The sequence below is a fragment of the Colwellia sp. KS18-150 genome, assembly GCF_057551365.1.
In genome coordinates this window covers 42,936-64,376 of sequence record NZ_BAAJMC010000021.1, presented here as the reverse complement: position 1 = coordinate 64,376, position 21,441 = coordinate 42,936, and the positions used below count along the sequence as shown (strand labels likewise).

Below are 21,441 nucleotides of genomic sequence, written 5' to 3'. Positions count from 1 at the left end.
GATGTGCTTTGAGGTTTTTCGATTTTTGTAATGAGTTAATTACAGCGGTGTTGAATAAAAAGTATAGAATTTATTTGAAAAACTGCCTACTTCAGCTTCAGTAAACAATCCATAAACAATAAAGGTGGGTACAATTTTATAGAAAACAGCTACCTATTGATTAGTGGCTAAGTAATCTTTTTAAAATAAATAGTCAATACTTTATCTTGGTAAGTAATACATCATCACTAGGCAAAAAATCACTATAGCTAAAAAAGCTTTAATAAAAAAACCACGACGAGCCTTACCCTCAGGATGATTTTTTGCTAAAGCCATTCCGCAATTACTACAGCTTTCAGATTCAGTAAGGTTTTCTGTCTGACAAAATAAACATTTTATGCGTTCACTCGACATTAGCTGCTCCTATTTAGTGACTGGTTAATTGGTGATATAACTGTGGTAAGCGTATCGGCAATTGCTCAGGTCGTAAAATTACCGTAAAACCATCACTGCCAAATAAGTAGGGCAAATATTCCTGTGCCTCTTGATCTATGGTGATACAAAATGGTTTGATGCCTAATCTATTCGCCTCAGCTATTGCTTGATGAGTATCCTCTATACCAAAGCGCCCTTCATAGTGATCTATATCATTAGGTTTACCGTCGGTTAATATGAGTAAAAGTTTTTGACTACTTGTTTGCTCAACTAAGACTTTTGTTGCTTGACGTATAGCTGCCCCCATTCGGGTATAAAAACCGGGTCGAATAGATTGCACACGTCCGCGAATTGTATCGTTGTAGGCTTCATTAAAATTTTTCAACATAGTAAAGCGAACGTTACTGCGTTTTACTGATGAAAAACCATACATAGCAAATTTATCACCTACGCTACTTAACGCTTCAGAAAAGAGTAATAATGAATCTTTAACTACATCTATCACACGATTTTCATCATCAAGATGTGCGTCGGTGGACATTGATAAGTCAGCCAGTAATAAACTGGATATATCACGATTATTCCCCCTAAAACTGCGATAAAGTCCATGCTCTTCAGTAGGAGATATTTGACTCTCTATATGAAAATCAAGCCATGATGATAGATCAAGCTCCTCTCCTTGGTCTTGTGCTTTTAACCAATAACGAACACTACGTAACTGTTCAAATTGTGCCTGAATAGTTTTGGCAATCTTCTGTAATTTAAGTGGTAATTTTTGTGGTTCACAGTTTTTAGGAAGCATAGGTTGTAACATGCATCGATCTTCTTCAAGTAGCTGCTTTTTATAATTCCACTCAGGCAGTTTTATCCCATCTCCCAAAGGAATATCGTCTTCTGAAGCTGACGGTAAGTCTAAATCAATCTTGATTCGGGCACTTTTTTGGCTTTGCTGCTTAGACAATGTGATTTTATCTAAATCCTCAGCGACTCTTTGATTATCATCGTCGTCATCATCACTATCATCAGTACCGCGATCAAGTTTAGAAAATTCACTCCAAGAAAACATACTCTCTAAGCGAAAAATCATCATGCCATCTTTTTCGCTACCTGAGTCAACTCGCTCTGATTTTTTTCGGCTGGCATCACTTTTCTTAGCATTGCCCGTTTCAGCATCAACTAACTCTTCATTTTCATCATATTCTGCTTGCACTTGAGGGTCTAATTTTGCAGAAGGATAAAGCCATAAATAAACAGCCTGAGGTGCATAATTCACCGTAGGAAATTCATTAACTGAGCCTGGAAATTCAATTGCTTGAATTATCGCTTTTTCCATTTCTTGCTCTGCTTGTGGACGGCTTTTATGATCTAGCCGTGTGGCAATAAATGCTTTTGTTAAGCGTTGATAGCGTGGTTTTAAAGCCGGAAATTTATTTAGAACATCAACGACTAATTGCTGATTATCAATAGCCCAATGACTAAATTTTTTTTTATGGTGAGCAGCTAACACTGCTAACCAAATATATAAATCTTTATTTAATGATTCGGTTGGAAATACCGCTAACGTTTCAGGTAGGCGCAAGCTTTCTTCATCTTGCCAAGCAAGGCTAATTTGATGGTTTTCACCGGCGATTTTTTGTAGAAAACTTCTGCGAACAAGGTAATCTTGTGCACTGGCAGCTTCTACTCGTTTTATTGCTTCGCCACCTAAAGCGCGGTAAACCATGCCAACAGAGCGACTAACTTGTGCAAAGCTAACAGCTGCATGTTCAAAATTCGTACTGGCTTTACGGGTAATATACTTATGCCAAATTCCGCCGATCCACTCTTCCATTTTTCCAACCTGATAAGCATTTAAACTTCATAGCCATATGCTAGCAAAATGAAGGTAACGGTATTGTGATGTGGGTCAATGATGTGACGTAAAACTAGTGATTTCAGCCTAATGTTAAGTACTACTAATTATCAATATTTCCTTTTGCTAAGCGTATTTGATTTTTAATTTCTTGATCACTGGGTACAGTTAAATCGGGTAAATTAGCGCCACCGATACTGTTTAGTACTAAGCCCATCATAAAACAAAAAAATGATACTGAGCCAAAGAAAGCCTTTATCACTTTGTCATCTTCATCCGTAATCGTCAGTAAATAGCCACCGGTAATAAAAGCAGCAATAATACTTACCACACCGACAACTTTGGCTGTTCGTTGTAAAAAATGTTTGTTTTTTCGTTGAGTTAATTGCATTAAAAATATCCTGCTGATGCTGAATTATTTGACTAAAAAGCTGTGATATTCCTATCACAGCTTTTATCTAATGTTTGTCTAGTTTATCGATTCATCTAGGCATTTTTCACTGTTACTTTTTCAGTAATAAAGAAACTTGCAAGATAAGCAATTAAACCGAGTAAGAAGACCACACCTGCAATTTCACGCATCCAGTAGAAAATAGCGAGTTTATCTTGTGTAGCCATAAAACCTAGCGCTTCACCACTTTCAGGTAAGCGTTGTAGCCAAACTTGTAATATGCCTGCACCAGTTAAGAACAAGGTAATAAACACCATACCTACCGTCATTAACCAAAAGCCCCACATTTCCATAACTTGAGCTTTGTTACAATTCGCTTCTCCAATACCGCGTAACTTAGGCATAGCATATGACATGATTGTCATAACTATCATGGCGTAAGCACCATAAAATGCCATATGACCATGAGCAGCAGTAATTTGAGAGCCGTGAGTATAGTAGTTCACTGGAGCAAGTGTATGTAAAAAGCCCCATACACCGGCACCTAAAAATGCCATAACTGCGGTACCTAGTGCCCATAACGTTGCGGCTTTATTAGGATGTTCACGACGACGGCGATTCACCATGTTAAATGCATATAACACCATAGCGAAGAAAGGTAGTGGTTCCATTGCTGAAAAGATTGAACCAACCCACTGCCAATACTCAGGAGTCATTAACCAATAAAAGTGATGACCCGTTCCTAAAATCCCGGTAATAAGAGCCATTGCGATAATGACATATAACCACTTCTCAATAACTTCACGGTCAACGCCCGTCACTTTAATTAATACATAAGCTAAAATAGCGCCCATGATTAATTCCCATACACCTTCCACCCATAAGTGAACAACAAACCACCAGAAATACTTATCAAGCGCTAGGTTAGTTGGGTTATAAAATGCAAATAAGAAAAATACAGCTAAACCAATTAAACCAGTCAGTAAAACCATGTTTATTGCTGTTTTACGGCCTTTTAGAATTGTCATACCTAGGTTGAATAAGAAACCTAATGCAACAACAACAATACCAATTTTTGTAATTGTTGGTTGTTCAAGGAATTCTCTGCCCATGGTTGGCCATATTTCATTGTAGGTTAATTCAGCTAGTGTTGAGTAAGGTACCAGTAAGTACCCTAATATCGTAGCGACACCCGCTGCGGCAAAAATCCAGAATAATGCTATCGCTAGTTTAGGGCTATAGAGTTCTGTTTCAGCTTCATCTGGTACTAAGTAGTATGCAGAGCCCATAAAGCCGAATAGCAACCAAACAATAAGTAGGTTTGTATGTACCATACGCGCTACATTAAATGGTATTAAGCCGCCGACGATATCGCCAACAACATATTGTAAGCCCATAAGTAAACCAAATAGTATTTGCCCAACAAATAATATCATGGCAAAAATGAAGTAAGGTTTTGCTACGGCTTGTGATTGATATTTTAAAGTATTCACGCCCTTATCCTTCTATGTTTGGTGGCCAATTATTGTCATCTAGCTCAGAAGTCCATTTTAGGAACTCAGCCAGATCATCAATTTCTTGATCCGTTAAATGGAAATTAGGCATCTGACGACGACCCGGAATATTTAATGGTTGTGCTTTCATCCAACCGTTAAAGAAGGCTTTAAAGCCAGCTTCACCGCCTCGTCTGTCATAAACGTTAGCCAGTTCAGGTGCAAAATATGCTCCTTCTCCAATTAATGTATGGCAACCGATACAGTTATTGTCTTCCCAAAGCGCCTTACCTCGCGCGACGGACTCAGTGATGTTTTCTCGATGATCCCGTTTAGGCATCTCTTTAGTAGTGTGGAAGGTCAAAGCAAGGAATATTAAAAAGAAGAAGATACTTCCGCCGTAATAAATATTCCGTGCCATGCCTTTTGTAAAACGCTCGGACATGGTGTTTCCCTTATCAAAAAATGTAATAAAGCATATAGATAATATGCACAAGTAAGAACCAACATATTGATGGAAATCAACTTTTGATAAGTGTGTAACAATTCGTAACTAAAAGGTGATATAGCTTGCGCTATATCAAAAAAGTGGCAGTTTTTTTGCCATTGCTCGCGCAAGGTTTAGCATGCCAATTAACACGAATCCGGTATGAAACATCACAAAATAAATGATAATGCCCATAAGTGATGTATTAAGCTCAGGCGAAACAAAAACAATACATACAGGAATAAAGACTAAAACGATTCCGACAAGGATAGATAACTGTACGGCTCGAAATAAATGAATTTTGCACCAACGAGAAAGTTGGTTTGGTGATTTTTGATGAGTAAAGAGTAACCAAAGTAAAATCAAAAAAGAGATACCTGGTAATAAGAGTAAATTAGCGAGGTACAAAGATTGAAACACGACAGCAGATCGAGTTGATGAAGTAGTATTTTCTGACATAAACACTCCGCTGATTTATCTACTCTAAACAAAGCTCAGGTTAATTTATATTAGCAAGATGAATTATGGTGATAACACTAGGTACAATAATTATGTAGCTAAGAAATAGGTAACGCCAATTTTTAGGTGCGTGCTTTAACTCCATAAAAACATCAATAATTTGCTGACCTTTTAGCACAACAATCAGCATAACTAAACAAATAAACAGGGCTTTGCTGCTGTATTGCTCAGGGTATAAATTTCCCAGCCCAATAGCAATGAATGTTAAAGCTAATAACCATAGCCAACTATTTACTGCTGCTCTTGTCTTATTCATTTAAATATCCATCTAGCTAAATAATGTAAATAAGTGGAAATAAAATTATCCACAGCAAGTCAACCATATGCCAATAACTAGCACCAGACTCAAAGCCCGCAAGCTCATTATTTTCAGAAGAAGTAACTGTTATCTGTCTATACTTCCCTTTATAAACGCTAACCATTAGGTAGCTAAGAATTATCATTCCAAGGATAATATGCATAAAGTGAAACGCGGTAATTAAAAAATACAAAGTGAAAAATCTATTGGTTTCAATATCAATGCCTTGATCAAACAAAGCAAGGTACTCCCACAGCTTAACCACGACATAAACCATTGCAAAACATAACGCTAACAATAGATGGGTAACCACCTGCTTTTCTTTACCTTTTTGCACTGACTGCAATGATAAAGCAACAAAAACACTACTGGTAATTAATGAAATAGTATTTATCAGTCCTGCTGTTTTATGTAATTGAGCCTTCCCTTGCTCAAACAAAGTCATATTTAAATTTTCTGTTACCGCAAAACCAATGAAAAAAATTGCAAACACGGTTAACTCAGCCAATATAAAAAACCACATAGCTAAATCGCCAGGAAGTTTTTCGTTAATTAATTTGCCCTCAAGATTTACATGACCAAGCTTAGTATTTAAGACGCTATCATTCATCAAAATATATTCTAGCGACATCCATTAACGCACTAACCGTTTGCGGGTCATCAGAAAGCGGCTCAGCTAAACAACAACGACAAACATCTATAGGATTCATGCCTGATGACATCATTTTGGCTGCATAAATAAGTAAACGTGTTGAAGCAACTTCATCCAAATCGTTTTGCTCTAAACGACGTAATGCTTGCGCTAACTCAACAAGTTTAAAAGCAAGATGGGGATCAACTTTTGCTTCTTTAATTAATATATCTTGCTCTAATTTGGCATCAGGGTATTCAAAACGTAAAGCTACGAAACGTTGCCTTGTACTTGGTTTCATACCTTTTAACAAATTTTGATAACCCGGATTATAAGAAACCACTAACATAAACCCGGGCGATGCTTCGATGATCTCCCCAGTTCTTTCTAATGGTAAAATTCTTCGTTCATCGGCTAAGGGGTGTAAAACTACCGTGGTGTCTTTGCGTGCTTCAACCACTTCATCAAGGTAACAAATTCCCCCCTCTCGTACCGCTTTGGTTAATGGCCCGTCCTGCCAATAGGTTCCTTGAGGACCAATTAAGTGTCGGCCAACCAGATCCGCTGCAGTTAAATCATCATGGCAAGCTACCGTATATAGAGGTTTATTCAATTTTTTAGCCATATGAGCAACAAAACGAGTTTTGCCGCAACCTGTAGGGCCTTTGATCAATACGGGCAATTGATGTTGATAGGCATAATCAAATAATGAGACTTCATTAGCCTGCTCTTGGTAATAAAGTTCATTTTTTGGTTTGATTGATGTTTGAAAATTAATAGCACTCATAATGACTCTGTTAGGTTTATAGTGTTAAATAGGTGATCTTAACCTTACGTTACGCTTAACACTTGTATTTAACAAACCTCAAATAACGCTTAGTTGATGCGGATCAATAGATTTTTTATTTGACGGTAACCACACCCTGCATTTTCGGATGTGGGCCACATTCATAAGCAAATTCACCCACATAATCAAAAGTTCGTTGATAAGACTCGTCAGGGAAAAAGTAATCTGGCTCGTCATTATCTAGCTGCTTAAACCAAACATTATGGTACTGGCGCTTTTCAATATTTTTCCAAATAACAGTATCACCTTTGTTAATGGTAACTTGAGCTGGCAGAAATTTTTTCTTATAAATTTCAACCACAACGTCTTTTGCTATGACATTCGTACTTATTAACAAGAGTATGAGTAGAGTAATTTTTTTCATATTTTTAGCCCTGTATTATTTTAATTCCTTAAAAGCTATTTCATTTTTTTTAATCGACCTAACGGCGCGATCAACCTCAGTAGCTTCTGGACCATTCACCCAAGTCAATAAGCTGCCCTGTGGATCATGCTGTTGTGCTTCACTACATGCAGAAATACATTGCACACATTGAGTACATGTAAACTTTGCTCGTTTCATATTTCTGGTGGGTAAACGCATTGGGCAAGCAACATCACAAGGCGCAGAGCCACCTTCAGTTTTTAAGATGCACTCTCGACATGCTTTAGCACGTTTGCGATTGAATTTAACAATTTGCGCTTGATTGTTTGCCATCCAGATCAAGCTTTGAAACAAACCTAAAGCACAGCCATATTTGCAAAATATATGACGTGCAAATAGAAAGTCTAAAGTGAAAACTATAGTGGAAGCGCTAATGAAAATGCTCGAACCAAAACCTAAGTTCCCTGTTACTAAATCAATCAATAATGTTTTCGGATCGAGCAAATAACTAAGTAAACCCACAGACCAAATAAAAGCCATACTGATAGCCGCAATAAAAACAATAAGCCATGGCAAAAAACCTCTACTCGCTTTACTGGCTTTTTCCCATATTGTTACTCGGTTGAGGTATTTCAGCATCAGCTCATTTATGAATTCGACGACTGAAAAATGTGGACAAAGCCAGCCGCAGTAAATTCTCCCAAACTTCCATATTAATGTTGCCGTTATGGCGATAAATGCTATTGCTGGAAGAAGCACTCGAGTAAAGATTTTGATTGCTGCATCAATCGCATTGCCATCGCCGTACAGGATTGGTTCGATAGAAATAGTCCATGCTTGCCCAAAAATAATGAAATGGCCAAGCTCTAGATCAAACCGAAATAGATCAAGTAAAGGAGCAAATAAAAAAAGTAAAAAAAATCCAAGCTTAGTAAGTGCTCGTGATTGTTGCAGCTTCAACAAAGGTGTAACCCTATGTAAGTAGATTAATCCTCATTATAAAAAACTTTATGTTTAGATAAATTAACCTAGATCAGAAAAAAGCCTCTTAACCTACCTTATTTTGGGGGTAAAATAAGGTTAATTAAGAGGCTGGTAATAAATTAATAGATAGCATTAATTTAAAAAACTTTGAGTAAATCTACTGCTTTATGGCATTAATTTCAGCTTGTTCGTTATCAAGTGCTAACTTGTAACCAAAAGATACATGGTGATAACGAGCACTTGAGTAATCATCATGAATAGCAAAGCCAAAGTTATAAACCTTTCCTGGTTCAATACTGACATCACCTGCACTATCTGAGACAAGTTTACGTTTAACCACTACCGACCAAGTGCCATTTTTTAGTGCCGCTTCAACGGTTGCACCTTGACCACCATGCATATCACGTGAAGCTAAGATTTGACCATCTTCTATTTCACCTGTTCCTGATTTATAACGAACAATATCCATAAATTGATCAGCTTCTTGAGCCGCATTAATATCAGCTTCATCTTTGAGCTTATCCCAACCACCTAATGCTTTTCCGCCACGACCTTTTAATTCTAATTTTGTACGAGACTCTTTTAAGTATTTGGTAATTCCCAAGCCAGTGCCCGTATCAAAGTTCAAACGTTTAGCTAAATCGCTACCTTTTAAAGTCTCACCATCGGGTGCAAATGGCATGGAGTTAGCATCTGCGTGACAAGTTCCCCAACAACCTGCTCTATCAGCATATTCTGCATCATCAGTCGCTATCATAAAGGCAAGCTTCATAGGATTTTCAGGATCCATTTTACCGCCGTCAACAAAAGGTACTGGCGCATGTTCACCGTCACTCCAAGAAAATCTTAAGTATAGATTTTCTTCATCATGGGTGGCGTCAATTTGAACATCAATACTGCCACGTTTACCTGGAATAAGGTTGGGCTCTTCAATTTTCTCAGATTCTCCCGTAACAATGTTTTGACCAATATCCGCAATCTCTTCACCATGACATTCAGTACAACGGTCGCCTTTAGTAAACGCTCGTTTTCCGCCATGCTTACGCCCTAATATCCATTCAATTGAAGCTGTACCAGGATAGAATACGCCTATATCTGTTGCGCTCGACTTACCCCAATCCACATCTATATTACTTGCTGACGATGATGATTTTTCTGCTTTCGGTTTTGGCTTAGCACTTGAGCTTTGATTCGCTAATGCTTGAGAGACGGCAGCAGAGATTTGTTGTTCAACCTTCTCTTGCTGTGCGATTTTTTCTGCCTTCACCTGCTCTTTTTCGGCTGCTTCTTTGGCTTCAATTCTTGCTAAACCATCTTTATAAGCTTGCGGTACCTCTCGGATATAATCAGGGTTTGGCGCTTCGAGTTTTTCTAGTTGTTCATCTGATAACTTATCTCGCACATCGTGGTGGGCTATACCTTTATGGCAATCGATACACGTTTGTCCGGTTTCGAAGGCATTTAAATGTTGCTTACGTGCACGCGGTTTTTGAAATTCAGGATTCATTGATTCAAAATTATGACAGTTACGACACTCTCTTGAGTCAGTATCCTTCATGGCCTTCCAAACATTTTGGGCTAAATCAAACCTGTGCTCTTCAAACTTTTCTTTAGTATCTATTTTTCCTGTTAGCCAAAAAAACACTTCTCGAGAAGCTTGGATTTTACGAACAATTTTATGAATCCAAGGTCTAGGCACGTGACAATCAGGACAACCAGCCCTAACTCCGGTACGGTTAGAGTAGTGAATAGTTGGTGTGTACTCTTGATAAACATTAGCTTCCATTTCATGACAGCCAATACAAAATTCGGTAGTGTTTGTTGCTTCCATTGCCGTATTGAAGCCACCCCAAAAGATAATACCAACAACGAAGAAGATGACGGCACCTGAAACGGTAGTACCAAGTATCAGTCGTCTAGACCAAAAACTTGGTTTTGAAAATTTGTTATTAGCCATAGTTAGCTCTCAGTGGGTAATACGTTTATAAATTGTTTTGCTAAGTATTTTCTTAATATCGTTAACAATAAAAAAGCATGACACCTGTCATGCCTTTAATGTTAAATTTGTCGCACTAATTCAAACTAGGGTTTAGCTTGCAGCCACTTCGTTCAAATTCGAGGAGAAAGCGCGGAGTTGACGTTAGTCATGAGCACTTTCGACAACTAAGTTGGACGAAATGGCAATAAGATAACCGTTATTTAAGTTTTGTGGTTCATACGGTTGTACACGTTGAACTTACCTGTTGGGGTAGTTAACCCTTTAATACGGGCAATTTCTTTAAGTGTTTTGGCATCATAAACTACGATTTCACCCGTTGGATTCTTCGCATCTTTACGATTCCAAACAGATACCCAAACTTCGGTACCACCTTTGTTAAATTCCATGTGTAATGCCGCTTTACCAGGCTCTTCTGTTACACGAATGGTTTTAACAATTTCACGTGTTTTCTTATCAAACACTTGCACAGATTGTTGAATCTCTGGCTCAGGATGTTTCAACTGATCAGCCCAAACATAATCTGAGTTTTCATGAGTTCGGATAAATACCCCTGCACCATCAGTTTCCACTTCGTAACAAAGTTTCCATGCTTGATCTGGATGACCGATTGGATCGTTCCCCCAAACAGAGACTAAACCCACACCTAAGTGAGTAGTGCCGCCTACTGGACCACACTTGTGATCTACCCAGTTAGCACCTGGGCCTGGATGCGGTAAACTATCAACTTTGATAATTTTTTCTAATGCTCGCTCTTTTGTATCCACAACAACCATGGCATTAGATGCATTAGCCGCAATTTGGAAGTAACGACCTGAAGGGTCGAAGAAACCATCGTGTAAGAATTCAGCTGAGGCAATTGATGTGATCGTTAAGTTATCTAAATCATCATAGTCAACTTGTAACATTTGACCCGTTTCTTTTACTGCAACAATGAAAGAATTTGTATTTGGCGCAGTATAAATAGCGGCTACACGTGCTTCATTGATGAACTCACCTTTAGTGTTGTAACCACGGGTTGACACCACTTTAAGTGGGTTTAATGTCGCTGCATCCATGATAACGAAATGCGCAGGCCAGTAACCACCTGCAATAACGTATTTTCCGTCACCTGAAACAGCAATATCACGAGCGTCATAAGCCATTTTAGTTTCAGCAACTAACATTTTTTCAGGTTTTTGCCATAAATCGATTTTGTTAACTTTACCGTCACGACCAATGGTGAACCAGAAACGGCCAACATCTTTCGCGTTACCTAATTTATGTTTTTCAGTCCCTTTAATTACGTGTACTGCATAACCGGTATCGATATGTGTAACAATCTTTTTAGTATCGCCATCAACAATTGCCGCAGTACCTGCATCACGTTCGATTACAACAAAGAAGTTTTTCCAATTTAAACCGTGTAATGGTTTAGTTGGGTAATCTTTTTGCGCGACAAATTCTTTAGTATGTGAGCGCATTTGTTCAAGAGACATTTCCGGCGGTACCGGTGGCGTCATTTGAATAAAGGTGGCTAAATTTGCGATTTCTTGTTTACTGAACAAATCATCAAAGTTGTTCATACCGCCTTCAGTACCTAATGAAATAATTTTCTCTAGACGCTTTTGGCCTTTTTTCAGCATATTTTTAGGCTCTAAATTTTTACCTGTTGCACCTTTACGCAACACACCATGACAACCTGCACAGCGTTGAAAGTAGTGTAATTGGGCTTTTTCAAAGTCAGCTTCAGATAAGGTTGGCTCTGCCGCAGAAACTGTCATGCTGAAACCACCAGCAGCCATCCCTATAGCTAAACCAAGCGCTGAAAGACTGTGTTTTATGTTTTTCATCGGTTACTCTCCAGATTTTATTGTATTTACGTGTTAGTACCGTGATAAAGAGTGTTAAATCACAGTCACCAAATGTTTCTAAATGTAACTATCTGCCTATTTCCGTCAAAATTATGTGATTCAGATCAAGTTTTTTTACAAAGATAATTAATGGTGTATTTAACTTGATCGAGGTCAATAAATAGGCAGACATTTACTCGCAGTAGTTAAAATAATCAGAATTATTAAGTAAGCTATATGTTAGAGCACATTTATTAACCCTAGTAATTTTAAGGGTTTAGTAAGAAGGGAAATTATGAACAGTCGCAGCAAGTCCTTTATCTATGCCAGCATTATCGGTTTAATCGTAGTCGCAATATTTCTGGGTTTTTTATCTAGTTTGAGTAATCCAGTTTCTTGGCTACTCATCGCCGTGTTATTTCTTATTCCTGTCTTTTATCGACAAACGGATCAGTTTAAAAAAGTAAAATGGAAAGATGAGTACAGTGTTGGTATTACCCATATCGATGACGACCATAAACAACTCATTAGTTTATTAAATCAATTTACCGTGGCTTATGATCATGCCATGAGTGAAGAATTTGAAAAAAAAGCGTTAAATGAGTTAATTGATTACACCAAATATCATTTTGAGCGCGAAGAAGCGCTGATGCGTGATAATAATTATCCTGATTTTGCAGCTCATCAAGCCAAGCATCATGAGATGATTGCACAGGTGAATACCTTTGTCGCGCTATACAATGAACGAGGACATGAAGCCCTCAATGAAATAAGTGAATACCTAACAGTATGGTTAATTAGTCATATTAACGGTACCGATAAAGAATATAGCCAATATTTAAATAGCCGAGGAATTCATTAACTTTCTTACTCGCTAAATTTCAATAAGAGCAGATTTTAAGCTGCTCTTATACCATTTTCATTAAGATTGTGATCTTGTTTTGCGTAGGAAAAATGATTTAGGGCAAGGCGCTTGATTGAGCAATAGCTGGCTAATCTTTTACCAATATTAATCCCTATAATTCAAATAAGTTACCTCGGTTTGATTTCTGTGCAATTACTGCTCAATTTACACTTTACTGATTTAAATCAATAAACCTTCTTTTATAGAGGTTTTATTATTGAAAGATGATCTCAGGCAACAAAACGCCCTTTCCTTCTCTATACACTTTATTAAAAGCTTCAAACGGCAAGGGATAGTTAATATGAGTTCAGCCATAGGCAAAATTACTTTTGTGGCAGCGGCGTTAGTCGTTATTTTTTTTCTCTTCAACAATCAAAGTTTAGCCACAGAAAATGAGCTATCAGATACTCGAAAGGTTGAGCTTATTCATATTGTTAAACAAGACTGTGGCTCTTGCCATGGTATGACATTAAAGGGGGGATTAGGTCCTGCTTTATTGCTAGAAGACCTTCAAGATAAGCCACTACTCTTTATTCAAAATACTATTCTATACGGCCGTTCAGGCACTGCAATGCCACCATGGAAATCATTACTTTCTGAGCAGGAAGCCTTGTGGATAGCCAAACAGCTAAAACAAGGCAAGGTTACTCAAGTTCAAACACAGAGTCACAAAGCGTTAAATAAGAATAAATAAAGGAACTGACATGAAAAACACTATTTACCAAGTTATTTGTATCGCTGCGCTTAACTTTACCCTAACGGCTTGTAGTAATGACACACAAGCTCTAGTTAACGATAACCAATCAACATTACGAGCAACAGGCGATATGGGGGTGATCATAGAGCGAGCAACCGGACAAGTTCAAATTATTGATCACAGCGACCAAGCAATAGTTAGTGAAGTTGATGGTCTAGGAGATTTATCTCATGCCTCAATCGTTTACTCTCGTGATCAAAGATTCGCTTATGTTTTTGGGCGTGATGGTGGCTTAACTAAAATTGATTTACTCAAAGATAAAATTGCTAAACGTGTTATTCAATCTGGAAACAGTATTGGTGGCGCCATCAGTCAAGATGGAAAATTAGTTGCCGTTTCAAACTACACTCCAGGTGGCGTCAAAGTGTTCAACAGCGACACATTAGCATTAGTCGCCACCATAGACAGCACTATTTTAACCACTAAACCTAAAAATAAAGATGGCAGTCCTGTACGCTCTAAAGTGGTTGGCTTGGTTGATGCGCCTAATAACAAGTTTGTTTTCAGTCTTTTCGATAGTCACGAAATTTGGGTTGCTGACTTTTCAGGTATTGAAAACGATGAGCAAATGAAAATCACCAAGTTCGAAGATATTGGTTTATTCCCTTACGACGCCTTAATCAGCGGGGATGGTCGTTATTATATCGCCGGCTTATTTGGTGAAGACGGCATGGTACTACTCGATTTGTGGCATATTGAAAAAGGGGTAACTCGTATATTAAGTGACTACGGGAAAGGCGAGCAAAAGTTACCTGTTTATAAAATGCCTCACCTTGAAGGATGGGCTATTGCCGGCGACCATGCCTTTGTGCCTGCCGTTGGACAACATAAAGTACTAGTGATCAGCACTAAAACTTGGCAACAAGTGGCAGAAATTCCCGCGCATAGTCAGCCTATTTTTGTTATGGCGCAACCCGATAACAGGCAAGTTTGGGTGAACTTTGCCTACCCTGATAATAATACTATTCAAGTATTTAACACCGAAAATTTTGAGTTAGTAAATACTTTAACCCCAGGGCCTGCAGTACTGCATATGGAATTCACACCTCGCGGTGAACATGTTTGGATGTCAGTAAGAGACAATAACGAAATTCAAATTTACGATACCCAAACACAAACACTACAAAAAACCCTGAAATCCAAAAGCCCCAGCGGCATATTTTTCACGAACCGTGCTCACCAAATAGGCTTGTAATCATGACATATTCAAACAACCTTATCGCAAAAAAGATATGCCCTAGCGGTATTACACAACTTGAGCAATACCTTATTAATAACTTTCAAAAAGGCTTTCCTTTATGTGAACGCCCCTATTTAGCCATAGCCAAACAGCTAAGTAATCCCGGATATCTATTAAGTGAACAAGCTGTATTTTCAGCCCTAACTAGCCTAAGCCAACAAGGTGTGATTTCACGAACTGGGCCAGTCTTTGATCATAAAAAGGCAGGGGCTAGCACGCTAGCAGCGTTAGCTGTCAGTGAGGAAAACCTTGATAAAATTGCCAGTATTGTCAATCAATTTGCTCAGGTTAATCATAATTATGGGCGCAGCTCTCATTATGATACTACCCAATATAATTTATGGTTTGTCGTTACGGCAAGCGACCCTGTCGTCTTACATAATACCTTAACTCGTATTGAGCTTTTAACCGGCTTGGCGGTTTTAGTACTGCCAATGGAAGCTTCATATCATCTAGATTTAGCTTTTGCCATTAATGTAACGGGTCAAGGAAGTCCGGTTATTCATAATCCACAAAGAGTAATACCTGATTCAAAAAAATCAGCTTTGCTGCCATTAACTGATTTTCAAAAAGCGCAGTTACGAAAGTTATTAGAAGCAGGCTTGCCAGAGCAACTACAACCATTTAAGTACATCGCACATGAGATAAGTGCCACACAGTTCCAAGTTTTGTCACAAATAGAAACTTGGCAGAAAACAGGTTTAATACGCCGTTTTGGCTTAGTGATAAAGCACCGTAAATTAGGATTTAATGCCAATGCTATGGTGGTATGGAATATTGATAAACAGTATGTGGATGCTATCGCGGCTGAGCTAGCCAAGCGTGATGAAGTGTCTTTATGTTATCGAAGACCACGTCGCCCTTACTGGCCCTACAACTTATTTTGTATGATCCATGGCACTGATAGAGGCTATGTATTACAGCAAATTAAAGAGCTAACGGAGCAATTATCTCTTCAGTCCATTAAAAAAGATATTCTCTTTAGCGATACCGCCTATAAGCAAAAGGGGGCTTGTTATCAACAAGGTAATAGCTTAGCAATAAATAAAGAGCTAGCTCATGGATAAAGCCAGCAACACAGCAGTGAGTGAATTATTGGCCCTTGATAAAGCACTAATAAATTTATTACAAAAAGGCTTACCTGTATGCCTTAGACCTTTTGACGATGTCGCAAACACATTAAATTCACAAGGGTTTGATACTAATGAACAAGAGGTGATTAAACACTTACAAGATTTACGAACCAGTAAAGTCTTAACTCGTTTTGGTCCTATGTTTGACGCCGCATGTCTTGGTGGAGCCTTCACGCTAGCCGCACTTGCCGTACCAGAAGAAGACTTCGAGCAAGTTACCGAACAAGTGAATAGTTTTGAGCAAATTGCCCACAATTATCGCCGCGATCATACCTTTAATATGTGGTTTGTCATTGCAACAGAGTCCCAACAAGAGATTGAGCAAGTAATTGCTGATATCGAAGCAAAAACACAATTACCTGTACTTAACACCCCAAAATTGGAGGAGTTCTATGTCGGCCTCTACTTACCCGTCTAAAGCATTAACTTCGTTAGAAAGACAATACATTTTAGCTACTCAGCAAGGGTTACCTATAGTTGAACGCCCCTATGATGTGATTGCCGAGAAACTAGGTATCACAGTTGAGCAGGTACTTGAACTTACTAAAGATTTACAACAGCGTGGCATTATTCGCCGTGTAGCCGCAGTGCCGAATCACTATAAAATAGGCTATAAATTCAATGGTATGACAGTTTGGGACATCGCTGATGATAAAATTCAAACTATTGGTAAGCGTATTGGTCAATTGCCTTTTGTCAGTCACTGCTATCAAAGACCTCGCCACCTTCCTCATTGGCAATACAACTTATTTGCCATGGTTCATGGTAAAAATCAGCAAGAGATTCAAAAGTACAGGAGCCAGATCAAAGAAATGGTAAATGATGCCTTAATGCACCGTAGTCATGATTCAGGTCAAGGTAGTGTAATTAAAAGTAATGATATGTTAACCAGCACACAAATACTGAAAAAAACGGGTTTACGACTTAAAAACAAGTCAAATAGTCTTGATTGAATACCGTTAAGGGAGCATGAGTATTATGTTTAGAATTTCACAACTGTTAACAACCTTACATAATGATTTAACCGAATTTAAACCGGTCAAAGCCACACGGAAAATGCCTGGTCCTGTGGTTATTTGGAATTTGATTCGTCGTTGTAATTTACGCTGTAAGCATTGCTATTCAACATCACTAGATATCGACTTTAAGGATGAACTCACTACTGAGCAAATTAAAGCCACTATTGATGATTTAAAAGTGGCTCAAGTACCGGTATTAATTTTATCAGGCGGCGAGCCTTTACTGCGTCCTGACATTTTTGAAATAACCGCCTATGCCAAAGCCAAGGGATTTTATGTGGCGCTATCTACCAATGGCACCTTAATAAATGAATCAAACATAGCGCAAATTAAAGCTGCTGATTATCAATATGTAGGTATTAGTATTGATGGCTTAGAAGAATTTCACGATGAATTTCGACGTCAAGAAGGCAGTTTTAAAACGTCAATGCACGCCATAAAATTATGTAAAGAAGCCGGTATTAAAATTGGTATGCGCCTTTGCCTAACCAAAGAAAACTTTAACGATATTCCTGCCATGTTGGACTTAATGGAAGAAAATCAGGTGGATAAGTTTTACCTTTCCCACCTCAATTATTCAGGCCGAGGTAAACGTAGCGCAGAAAACGACGCCATGTTTAAAATGACCAAAGCAGCCATGGAAATGTTATATGAACGCGCTTGGTCTCATATTAATCAGGGTATCATTACTGATTTTGTTACTGGCAATAACGATGCCGATGGCCCCTTCTTATTACATTGGGCAAGTAAAAAATTTGCCAAAAACCACCCTGAAGCTATTGCTAACTTAAAGCAGCGCCTTATTAATTGGGGTGGAAATGCCAGTGGTGTCAATGTAGCCAATATTGATAATACCGGTACTATTCATCCTGATACTTACTGGTGGAATCACCCAATTGGCAATGTCAAAACAGAAAAATTTTCAGACGTCTGGCTGAATACTCAAGACCCCTTAATGCTGGGTTTTAGAGAAAGTCCACGTCCGGTAAAAGGACGATGTGCAAACTGCGATTACTTAAACATTTGTGGCGGTAATACCCGCACGCGTGCGTTTGCACAATCAGGAGATGCTTGGGCTGAAGATCCCGGTTGTTACCTTGAAGATTTTGAAATAGGAATTACCAACAGCAAGCCACAAACCATCAATACAGCAATTCCTGTGATATCAATTTAACAAATCACCATAAGAGTGAAGCAATAGAGAGCAGCAAGATGAATACAATCAACCCAGTAGTTAATACCTCAATGTCGATGAAAGCTAATGGCAAATCTCACTTAGCAAGTGGTGAGGTTGCTTTAGTTGGTTCAGGTCCTGGTGATGCAGAATTACTTACCATTAGAGCGGCACGTTTTATTGAACAAGCAGAAATCGCGATTTACGATCGTCTCGTCAGTGAAGAAATCCTAGCTTTGCTCCCCAAAAACTGTGAGCGTTTTTATGTCGGTAAAGAGCAAGCTAAACATTGTGTCCCTCAAGACAAAATTAACCAAATACTCGTTGACCAAGCCAAATTAGGAAAAAAAGTTCTTCGCTTAAAAGGCGGTGATCCTTTTATCTTTGGCCGTGGCGGTGAAGAAGCTCAATATATGTTAGAGCGTGGTGTCAGTTGCCATATTTGCCCAGGAATAACCGCAGCATCAGGCTGCACCACTTATGCTGGCATTCCTTTAACACACCGCGGAGTCGCTCAAGGCTGTACCTTTATTACAGGTCACATTCAAAATAATGGTGAATTAAATTTACCATGGCAAAGTATTAGCTGCGACACTCAAACCGTCGTGTTTTATATGGGTATTAATACCTTGTCAAAAATTACCACAGAGCTAATCGCTCATGGTAGAGATGCCAATACCCCTGCCGCACTGATTCGCAAGGGTACGCAACCAGAGCAAAAAACTTATCGTGGCACATTAGGCAGCCTAGCGGCGTTAGTTGTACAACATAATATTACTCCGCCCACTTTAATTGTAATTGGCGAAGTAGTGAACCAGTTAACCAGCAAGCAGCTTAATATCCCTGGCTTTTTAGATGCCAATGATCATCAACAATTATCTGCTGATAACGAAAAGCTAGTACAAACAGCATAGCTATTAAGGTTAGGTTATGAAAATACAAACATTATTAAACCGCTTGTTCTACTTGAGCTTGACACTAAGCCCTATTTATCTCAACGCGACAGAAAACAGTGCTTCTACACCTCATGCTAGTGCTGAAGAGCTTTACCAAATACACTGTCAAACCTGTCACGGTGTTGGCCGTTTAGGTGCGATGGGGCCAGCATTATTTCCTGAAAATTTATCTCGATTAAGAAAAAACAAGGCGGTAAAGGTTATCTCAAAGGGTCGTCCTGCCACCCAAATGCCTGCGTTTAATAAGGTATTAAACAAGGAAGAAATTTCGAGCTTAATTGACTATATCTACACACCAGCTAAAGAATTACCTAAATGGACGTTAGCGGACATCAAGGCTACTAACATTCAACATTTCGAGCAAAACAAGCTGCCTAATGAACCTCAATTTACTGCCGATTTAATGAATCTATTTATCGTAGTAGAGCTAGGCGATCACAGCGCGACTTTACTTGATGGCGATAGCTTCGAGCCAATCACTCGCTTTAAAACTCGCTTTGCTCTACATGGTGGGCCTAAATACTCTCCTGATGGCCGATTCGTCTATTTTGCTTCTCGTGATGGTTGGATCAGCAAATATGACATTTACAATATGAAGACGGTTTCAGAAGTAAGGGCTGGTATTAACACACGAAACTTGGCAGTTTCTAGTGACGGTAAATACGCTATCGTCGGTAACTATTTACCTCATAATGTTGTTATTTTAGACACTAAAGACTTATCGCCAATACAAATGATTGACACCATTGGCGCTGATGGCATTAGCTCTAGAGTTAGCGCTGTCTATAATGCTCCTCCTCGCCATAGCTTTATCGTGGCGCTAAAAGATACCAAAGAAGCGTGGGAGATCCCTTATAGTGATAAAGGTGGTGTTAAAGTTCATAAAGGTTGGGCACATGATTATCGTAAAGATAGTGGAGAAGGAAAGATTGAAAATTGGGAAAGCGATGCTAAATTTCCTATACGCCGAATAGCAACAGAAGATTTTTTAGATGACTTCTTTTTCGATCCAGATTATATCAACCTTATTGGCACAGCACGTAATAGTCATAATGGCCAAGTTATAAACCTTGATACCAAGAAAAAGGTTGCCACCATTGAGCTTACGGGTATGCCACATTTAGGCTCAGGTATTACTTGGGATTACGATGGTAAAGAAATATTCGCCTCTCCCAATATTAAAGAAGGAAAGATCACAGTTATCGAAATGGAAAACTGGCAAGTGATCAAGGAAATAAAAACCGAAGGGCCTGGTTTTTTCATGCGAAGTCACAGTCAATCTCCATATGCTTGGGCTGATGTGTTCTTTGGCCCTAATAAAGAAAAAGTACATATCATCAAAAAAGATACTTTAGAAATTGTTAAAACATTGGCTCCTGCCCCAGGAAAAACTGCAGCACACGTTGAGTTTACTAAAGATGGTAAGTATGTATTGCTCAGCGTTTGGGATAATGACGGCGCAGTGATTGTTTATGACGCCAATACTTTAGAAGAAGTAAAACGTCTACCGATGAACAAACCTTCTGGAAAATATAATGTTTATAACAAGATAAATTATGAACGAGGTACCAGCCACTAACAAAATCTCTGTTAATAAATTACCATGAGTATTCAACGAACAATTCAGTACTTATGGTAATCGTAAAAAGTGACCTAACCATTAAATCCAAATGATTCACAAAAAGCCGGCATTACCACGTAACTTGCAATGCTCTTTTCTTTTAAAAAGACACTGAAAAAAATAATTTTAAACAGTAATACCATTCCGTCTAAGAAAGTGAGCGCTTAGCGAGAATTTAAAGGTATAGAGGCAAGGCATTGATTTTAATAATAGTTATTCTATTGTTAAAATCAATAACGCTGCATATAAGCCTTTAAAACTCGCCCTTCGGGAACGTATGGGCATCATGATAAAGGCACAAAATTTGTTTGATGTAGGATAACTATATCTAAACATATTTTATTTGTTCTCATATCGCCCATGTAGTTCTAAGTAGCCACTTCTTTAGGTGGATTGGTATAATCTAGTGGTTGTACAGCAAGCCATATTCAAACAAAAGTTACAGCAGAAAACAAAAAAAACAGCCAGTTATTGTAATTCAACTACACTTCTAATTAATTATAGCATTTAATAATACCGCACTTTACGT

The 21,441-nt window shown here is 38.5% G+C and carries 22 protein-coding genes and 1 pseudogene; 9 read left to right on the top strand and 14 right to left on the bottom strand.

The annotated features are described in order from the left end of the window. Nucleotides 1–201 precede the first annotated feature (201 nt). From AC27IF_RS17420 to AC27IF_RS17355, 14 genes and pseudogenes are all read right to left on the bottom strand, one after another. Nucleotides 202–393 (bottom strand): DnrP protein, encoded by a 192-nt coding sequence (locus tag AC27IF_RS17420; RefSeq protein WP_487055618.1) that lies wholly within the window; start codon nucleotides 391–393, stop codon nucleotides 202–204. Nucleotides 394–406: 13 nt separating this feature from the next. Then, nucleotides 407–2,245 (bottom strand): nitric oxide reductase activation protein NorD, encoded by a 1,839-nt coding sequence (locus AC27IF_RS17415; RefSeq protein WP_487055617.1) that lies wholly within the window; start codon nucleotides 2,243–2,245, stop codon nucleotides 407–409. A gap of 124 nt (nucleotides 2,246–2,369) precedes the next feature. Further along, nucleotides 2,370–2,657, bottom strand: a complete 288-nt coding sequence (locus tag AC27IF_RS17410; protein WP_487055616.1) for a hypothetical protein — start codon at nucleotides 2,655–2,657, stop codon at nucleotides 2,370–2,372. A 95-nt stretch (nucleotides 2,658–2,752) separates the two neighbouring features. Beyond that, a complete protein-coding gene (locus AC27IF_RS17405) occupies nucleotides 2,753–4,150 on the bottom strand; it encodes a cbb3-type cytochrome c oxidase subunit I (RefSeq protein ID WP_487055615.1) in 1,398 nt (465 codons plus the stop codon). Nucleotides 4,151–4,154: 4 nt separating this feature from the next. Next, on the bottom strand, nucleotides 4,155–4,571 hold the full coding sequence (locus tag AC27IF_RS17400; protein WP_487055614.1) for a c-type cytochrome: 417 nt from the start codon (nucleotides 4,569–4,571) through the stop codon (nucleotides 4,155–4,157). A 159-nt stretch (nucleotides 4,572–4,730) separates the two neighbouring features. Next, entirely contained in the window at nucleotides 4,731–5,096 is a 366-nt protein-coding gene (locus AC27IF_RS17395) for a hypothetical protein (RefSeq protein ID WP_487055613.1), read from the bottom strand. 40 nt (nucleotides 5,097–5,136) lie between these two features. Next, nucleotides 5,137–5,412, bottom strand: a complete 276-nt coding sequence (locus tag AC27IF_RS17390; protein WP_487055612.1) for a cytochrome C oxidase subunit IV family protein — start codon at nucleotides 5,410–5,412, stop codon at nucleotides 5,137–5,139. A gap of 16 nt (nucleotides 5,413–5,428) precedes the next feature. Beyond that, nucleotides 5,429–6,064, bottom strand: a complete 636-nt coding sequence (locus tag AC27IF_RS17385; protein WP_487055611.1) for a cytochrome c oxidase subunit 3 family protein — start codon at nucleotides 6,062–6,064, stop codon at nucleotides 5,429–5,431. Then, entirely contained in the window at nucleotides 6,057–6,872 is an 816-nt protein-coding gene (locus AC27IF_RS17380) for an AAA family ATPase (protein WP_487055610.1), read from the bottom strand. Before AC27IF_RS17380 ends, AC27IF_RS17385 begins: the two co-directional genes overlap by 8 nt. Nucleotides 6,873–6,987: 115 nt before the next feature. Beyond that, nucleotides 6,988–7,296, bottom strand: a complete 309-nt coding sequence (locus AC27IF_RS17375) for a cupredoxin domain-containing protein (RefSeq protein ID WP_487055609.1) — start codon at nucleotides 7,294–7,296, stop codon at nucleotides 6,988–6,990. A 15-nt stretch (nucleotides 7,297–7,311) separates the two neighbouring features. Continuing rightward, nucleotides 7,312–8,259: a 4Fe-4S binding protein gene (locus AC27IF_RS17370; RefSeq protein ID WP_487055608.1), complete on the bottom strand. Its 948-nt coding sequence runs from the start codon at nucleotides 8,257–8,259 to the stop codon at nucleotides 7,312–7,314. A 178-nt stretch (nucleotides 8,260–8,437) separates the two neighbouring features. Beyond that, nucleotides 8,438–9,682: an ethylbenzene dehydrogenase-related protein gene (locus tag AC27IF_RS17365; RefSeq protein ID WP_487055625.1), complete on the bottom strand. Its 1,245-nt coding sequence runs from the start codon at nucleotides 9,680–9,682 to the stop codon at nucleotides 8,438–8,440. 3 nt (nucleotides 9,683–9,685) lie between these two features. Next, nucleotides 9,686–10,237, bottom strand: a pseudogene (locus AC27IF_RS17360) (NapC/NirT family cytochrome c); the annotation flags it as partial. 242 nt (nucleotides 10,238–10,479) lie between these two features. Then, the gene (locus AC27IF_RS17355; protein WP_487055607.1) at nucleotides 10,480–12,108 is read right to left on the bottom strand and encodes a cytochrome D1 domain-containing protein; all 1,629 of its coding nucleotides are present in this window, start codon (nucleotides 12,106–12,108) and stop codon (nucleotides 10,480–10,482) included. 295 nt (nucleotides 12,109–12,403) lie between these two features. Between AC27IF_RS17355 and AC27IF_RS17350 the strand changes: the two genes are divergently transcribed. From AC27IF_RS17350 to AC27IF_RS17310, 9 genes are all read left to right on the top strand, one after another. Continuing rightward, entirely contained in the window at nucleotides 12,404–12,970 is a 567-nt protein-coding gene (locus AC27IF_RS17350) for a bacteriohemerythrin (protein ID WP_487055606.1), read from the top strand. Between the two features lie 343 nt (nucleotides 12,971–13,313). Continuing rightward, a complete protein-coding gene (locus tag AC27IF_RS17345) occupies nucleotides 13,314–13,706 on the top strand; it encodes a c-type cytochrome (protein ID WP_487055605.1) in 393 nt (130 codons plus the stop codon). A gap of 10 nt (nucleotides 13,707–13,716) precedes the next feature. Continuing rightward, a complete protein-coding gene (locus AC27IF_RS17340) occupies nucleotides 13,717–14,964 on the top strand; it encodes a cytochrome D1 domain-containing protein (RefSeq protein WP_487055604.1) in 1,248 nt (415 codons plus the stop codon). Nucleotides 14,965–14,966: 2 nt separating this feature from the next. Next, complete coding sequence (ahbB, locus tag AC27IF_RS17335; RefSeq protein ID WP_487055603.1) at nucleotides 14,967–16,076, top strand: siroheme decarboxylase subunit beta; 1,110 nt, start codon at nucleotides 14,967–14,969, stop codon at nucleotides 16,074–16,076. Next, nucleotides 16,069–16,560, top strand: coding sequence for an Lrp/AsnC family transcriptional regulator (locus AC27IF_RS17330; protein WP_487055602.1), 492 nt, complete (start codon nucleotides 16,069–16,071; stop codon nucleotides 16,558–16,560). The genes ahbB (AC27IF_RS17335) and AC27IF_RS17330 overlap by 8 nt, the downstream gene beginning before the upstream one ends. Next, entirely contained in the window at nucleotides 16,535–17,095 is a 561-nt protein-coding gene (ahbB, locus tag AC27IF_RS17325; RefSeq protein WP_487055601.1) for a siroheme decarboxylase subunit beta, read from the top strand. Before AC27IF_RS17330 ends, ahbB (AC27IF_RS17325) begins: the two co-directional genes overlap by 26 nt. 25 nt (nucleotides 17,096–17,120) lie before the next feature. Further along, nucleotides 17,121–18,335, top strand: a complete 1,215-nt coding sequence (gene nirJ, locus AC27IF_RS17320; protein WP_487055600.1) for a heme d1 biosynthesis radical SAM protein NirJ — start codon at nucleotides 17,121–17,123, stop codon at nucleotides 18,333–18,335. 38 nt (nucleotides 18,336–18,373) lie between these two features. Then, a complete protein-coding gene (cobA, locus tag AC27IF_RS17315) occupies nucleotides 18,374–19,249 on the top strand; it encodes a uroporphyrinogen-III C-methyltransferase (RefSeq protein WP_487055599.1) in 876 nt (291 codons plus the stop codon). 16 nt (nucleotides 19,250–19,265) lie between these two features. Beyond that, complete coding sequence (locus AC27IF_RS17310) at nucleotides 19,266–20,870, top strand: cytochrome D1 domain-containing protein (protein ID WP_487055598.1); 1,605 nt, start codon at nucleotides 19,266–19,268, stop codon at nucleotides 20,868–20,870. The last annotated feature ends 571 nt before the right edge of the window (nucleotides 20,871–21,441 follow it).

Excerpts from the sequence above, each read along its gene's own strand:
- AC27IF_RS17420 (WP_487055618.1), bottom strand. The coding sequence starts at position 393 with ATGTCGAGTGAACGCATAAAATGTTTATTTTGTCAGACAGAAAACCTT.
- AC27IF_RS17415 (WP_487055617.1), bottom strand. The coding sequence starts at position 2,245 with ATGGAAGAGTGGATCGGCGGAATTTGGCATAAGTATATTACCCGTAAA.
- AC27IF_RS17410 (WP_487055616.1), bottom strand. The coding sequence starts at position 2,657 with ATGCAATTAACTCAACGAAAAAACAAACATTTTTTACAACGAACAGCC.
- AC27IF_RS17400 (WP_487055614.1), bottom strand. The coding sequence starts at position 4,571 with ATGGCACGGAATATTTATTACGGCGGAAGTATCTTCTTCTTTTTAATA.
- AC27IF_RS17395 (WP_487055613.1), bottom strand. The coding sequence starts at position 5,096 with ATGTCAGAAAATACTACTTCATCAACTCGATCTGCTGTCGTGTTTCAA.
- AC27IF_RS17390 (WP_487055612.1), bottom strand. The coding sequence starts at position 5,412 with ATGAATAAGACAAGAGCAGCAGTAAATAGTTGGCTATGGTTATTAGCT.
- AC27IF_RS17385 (WP_487055611.1), bottom strand. The coding sequence starts at position 6,064 with ATGAATGATAGCGTCTTAAATACTAAGCTTGGTCATGTAAATCTTGAG.
- AC27IF_RS17380 (WP_487055610.1), bottom strand. The coding sequence starts at position 6,872 with ATGAGTGCTATTAATTTTCAAACATCAATCAAACCAAAAAATGAACTT.
- AC27IF_RS17375 (WP_487055609.1), bottom strand. The coding sequence starts at position 7,296 with ATGAAAAAAATTACTCTACTCATACTCTTGTTAATAAGTACGAATGTC.
- AC27IF_RS17355 (WP_487055607.1), bottom strand. The coding sequence starts at position 12,108 with ATGAAAAACATAAAACACAGTCTTTCAGCGCTTGGTTTAGCTATAGGG.
- AC27IF_RS17350 (WP_487055606.1), top strand. The coding sequence starts at position 12,404 with ATGAACAGTCGCAGCAAGTCCTTTATCTATGCCAGCATTATCGGTTTA.
- AC27IF_RS17345 (WP_487055605.1), top strand. The coding sequence starts at position 13,314 with ATGAGTTCAGCCATAGGCAAAATTACTTTTGTGGCAGCGGCGTTAGTC.
- AC27IF_RS17340 (WP_487055604.1), top strand. The coding sequence starts at position 13,717 with ATGAAAAACACTATTTACCAAGTTATTTGTATCGCTGCGCTTAACTTT.
- ahbB (WP_487055603.1), top strand. The coding sequence starts at position 14,967 with ATGACATATTCAAACAACCTTATCGCAAAAAAGATATGCCCTAGCGGT.
- AC27IF_RS17330 (WP_487055602.1), top strand. The coding sequence starts at position 16,069 with ATGGATAAAGCCAGCAACACAGCAGTGAGTGAATTATTGGCCCTTGAT.
- ahbB (WP_487055601.1), top strand. The coding sequence starts at position 16,535 with ATGTCGGCCTCTACTTACCCGTCTAAAGCATTAACTTCGTTAGAAAGA.
- nirJ (WP_487055600.1), top strand. The coding sequence starts at position 17,121 with ATGTTTAGAATTTCACAACTGTTAACAACCTTACATAATGATTTAACC.
- cobA (WP_487055599.1), top strand. The coding sequence starts at position 18,374 with ATGAATACAATCAACCCAGTAGTTAATACCTCAATGTCGATGAAAGCT.
- AC27IF_RS17310 (WP_487055598.1), top strand. The coding sequence starts at position 19,266 with ATGAAAATACAAACATTATTAAACCGCTTGTTCTACTTGAGCTTGACA.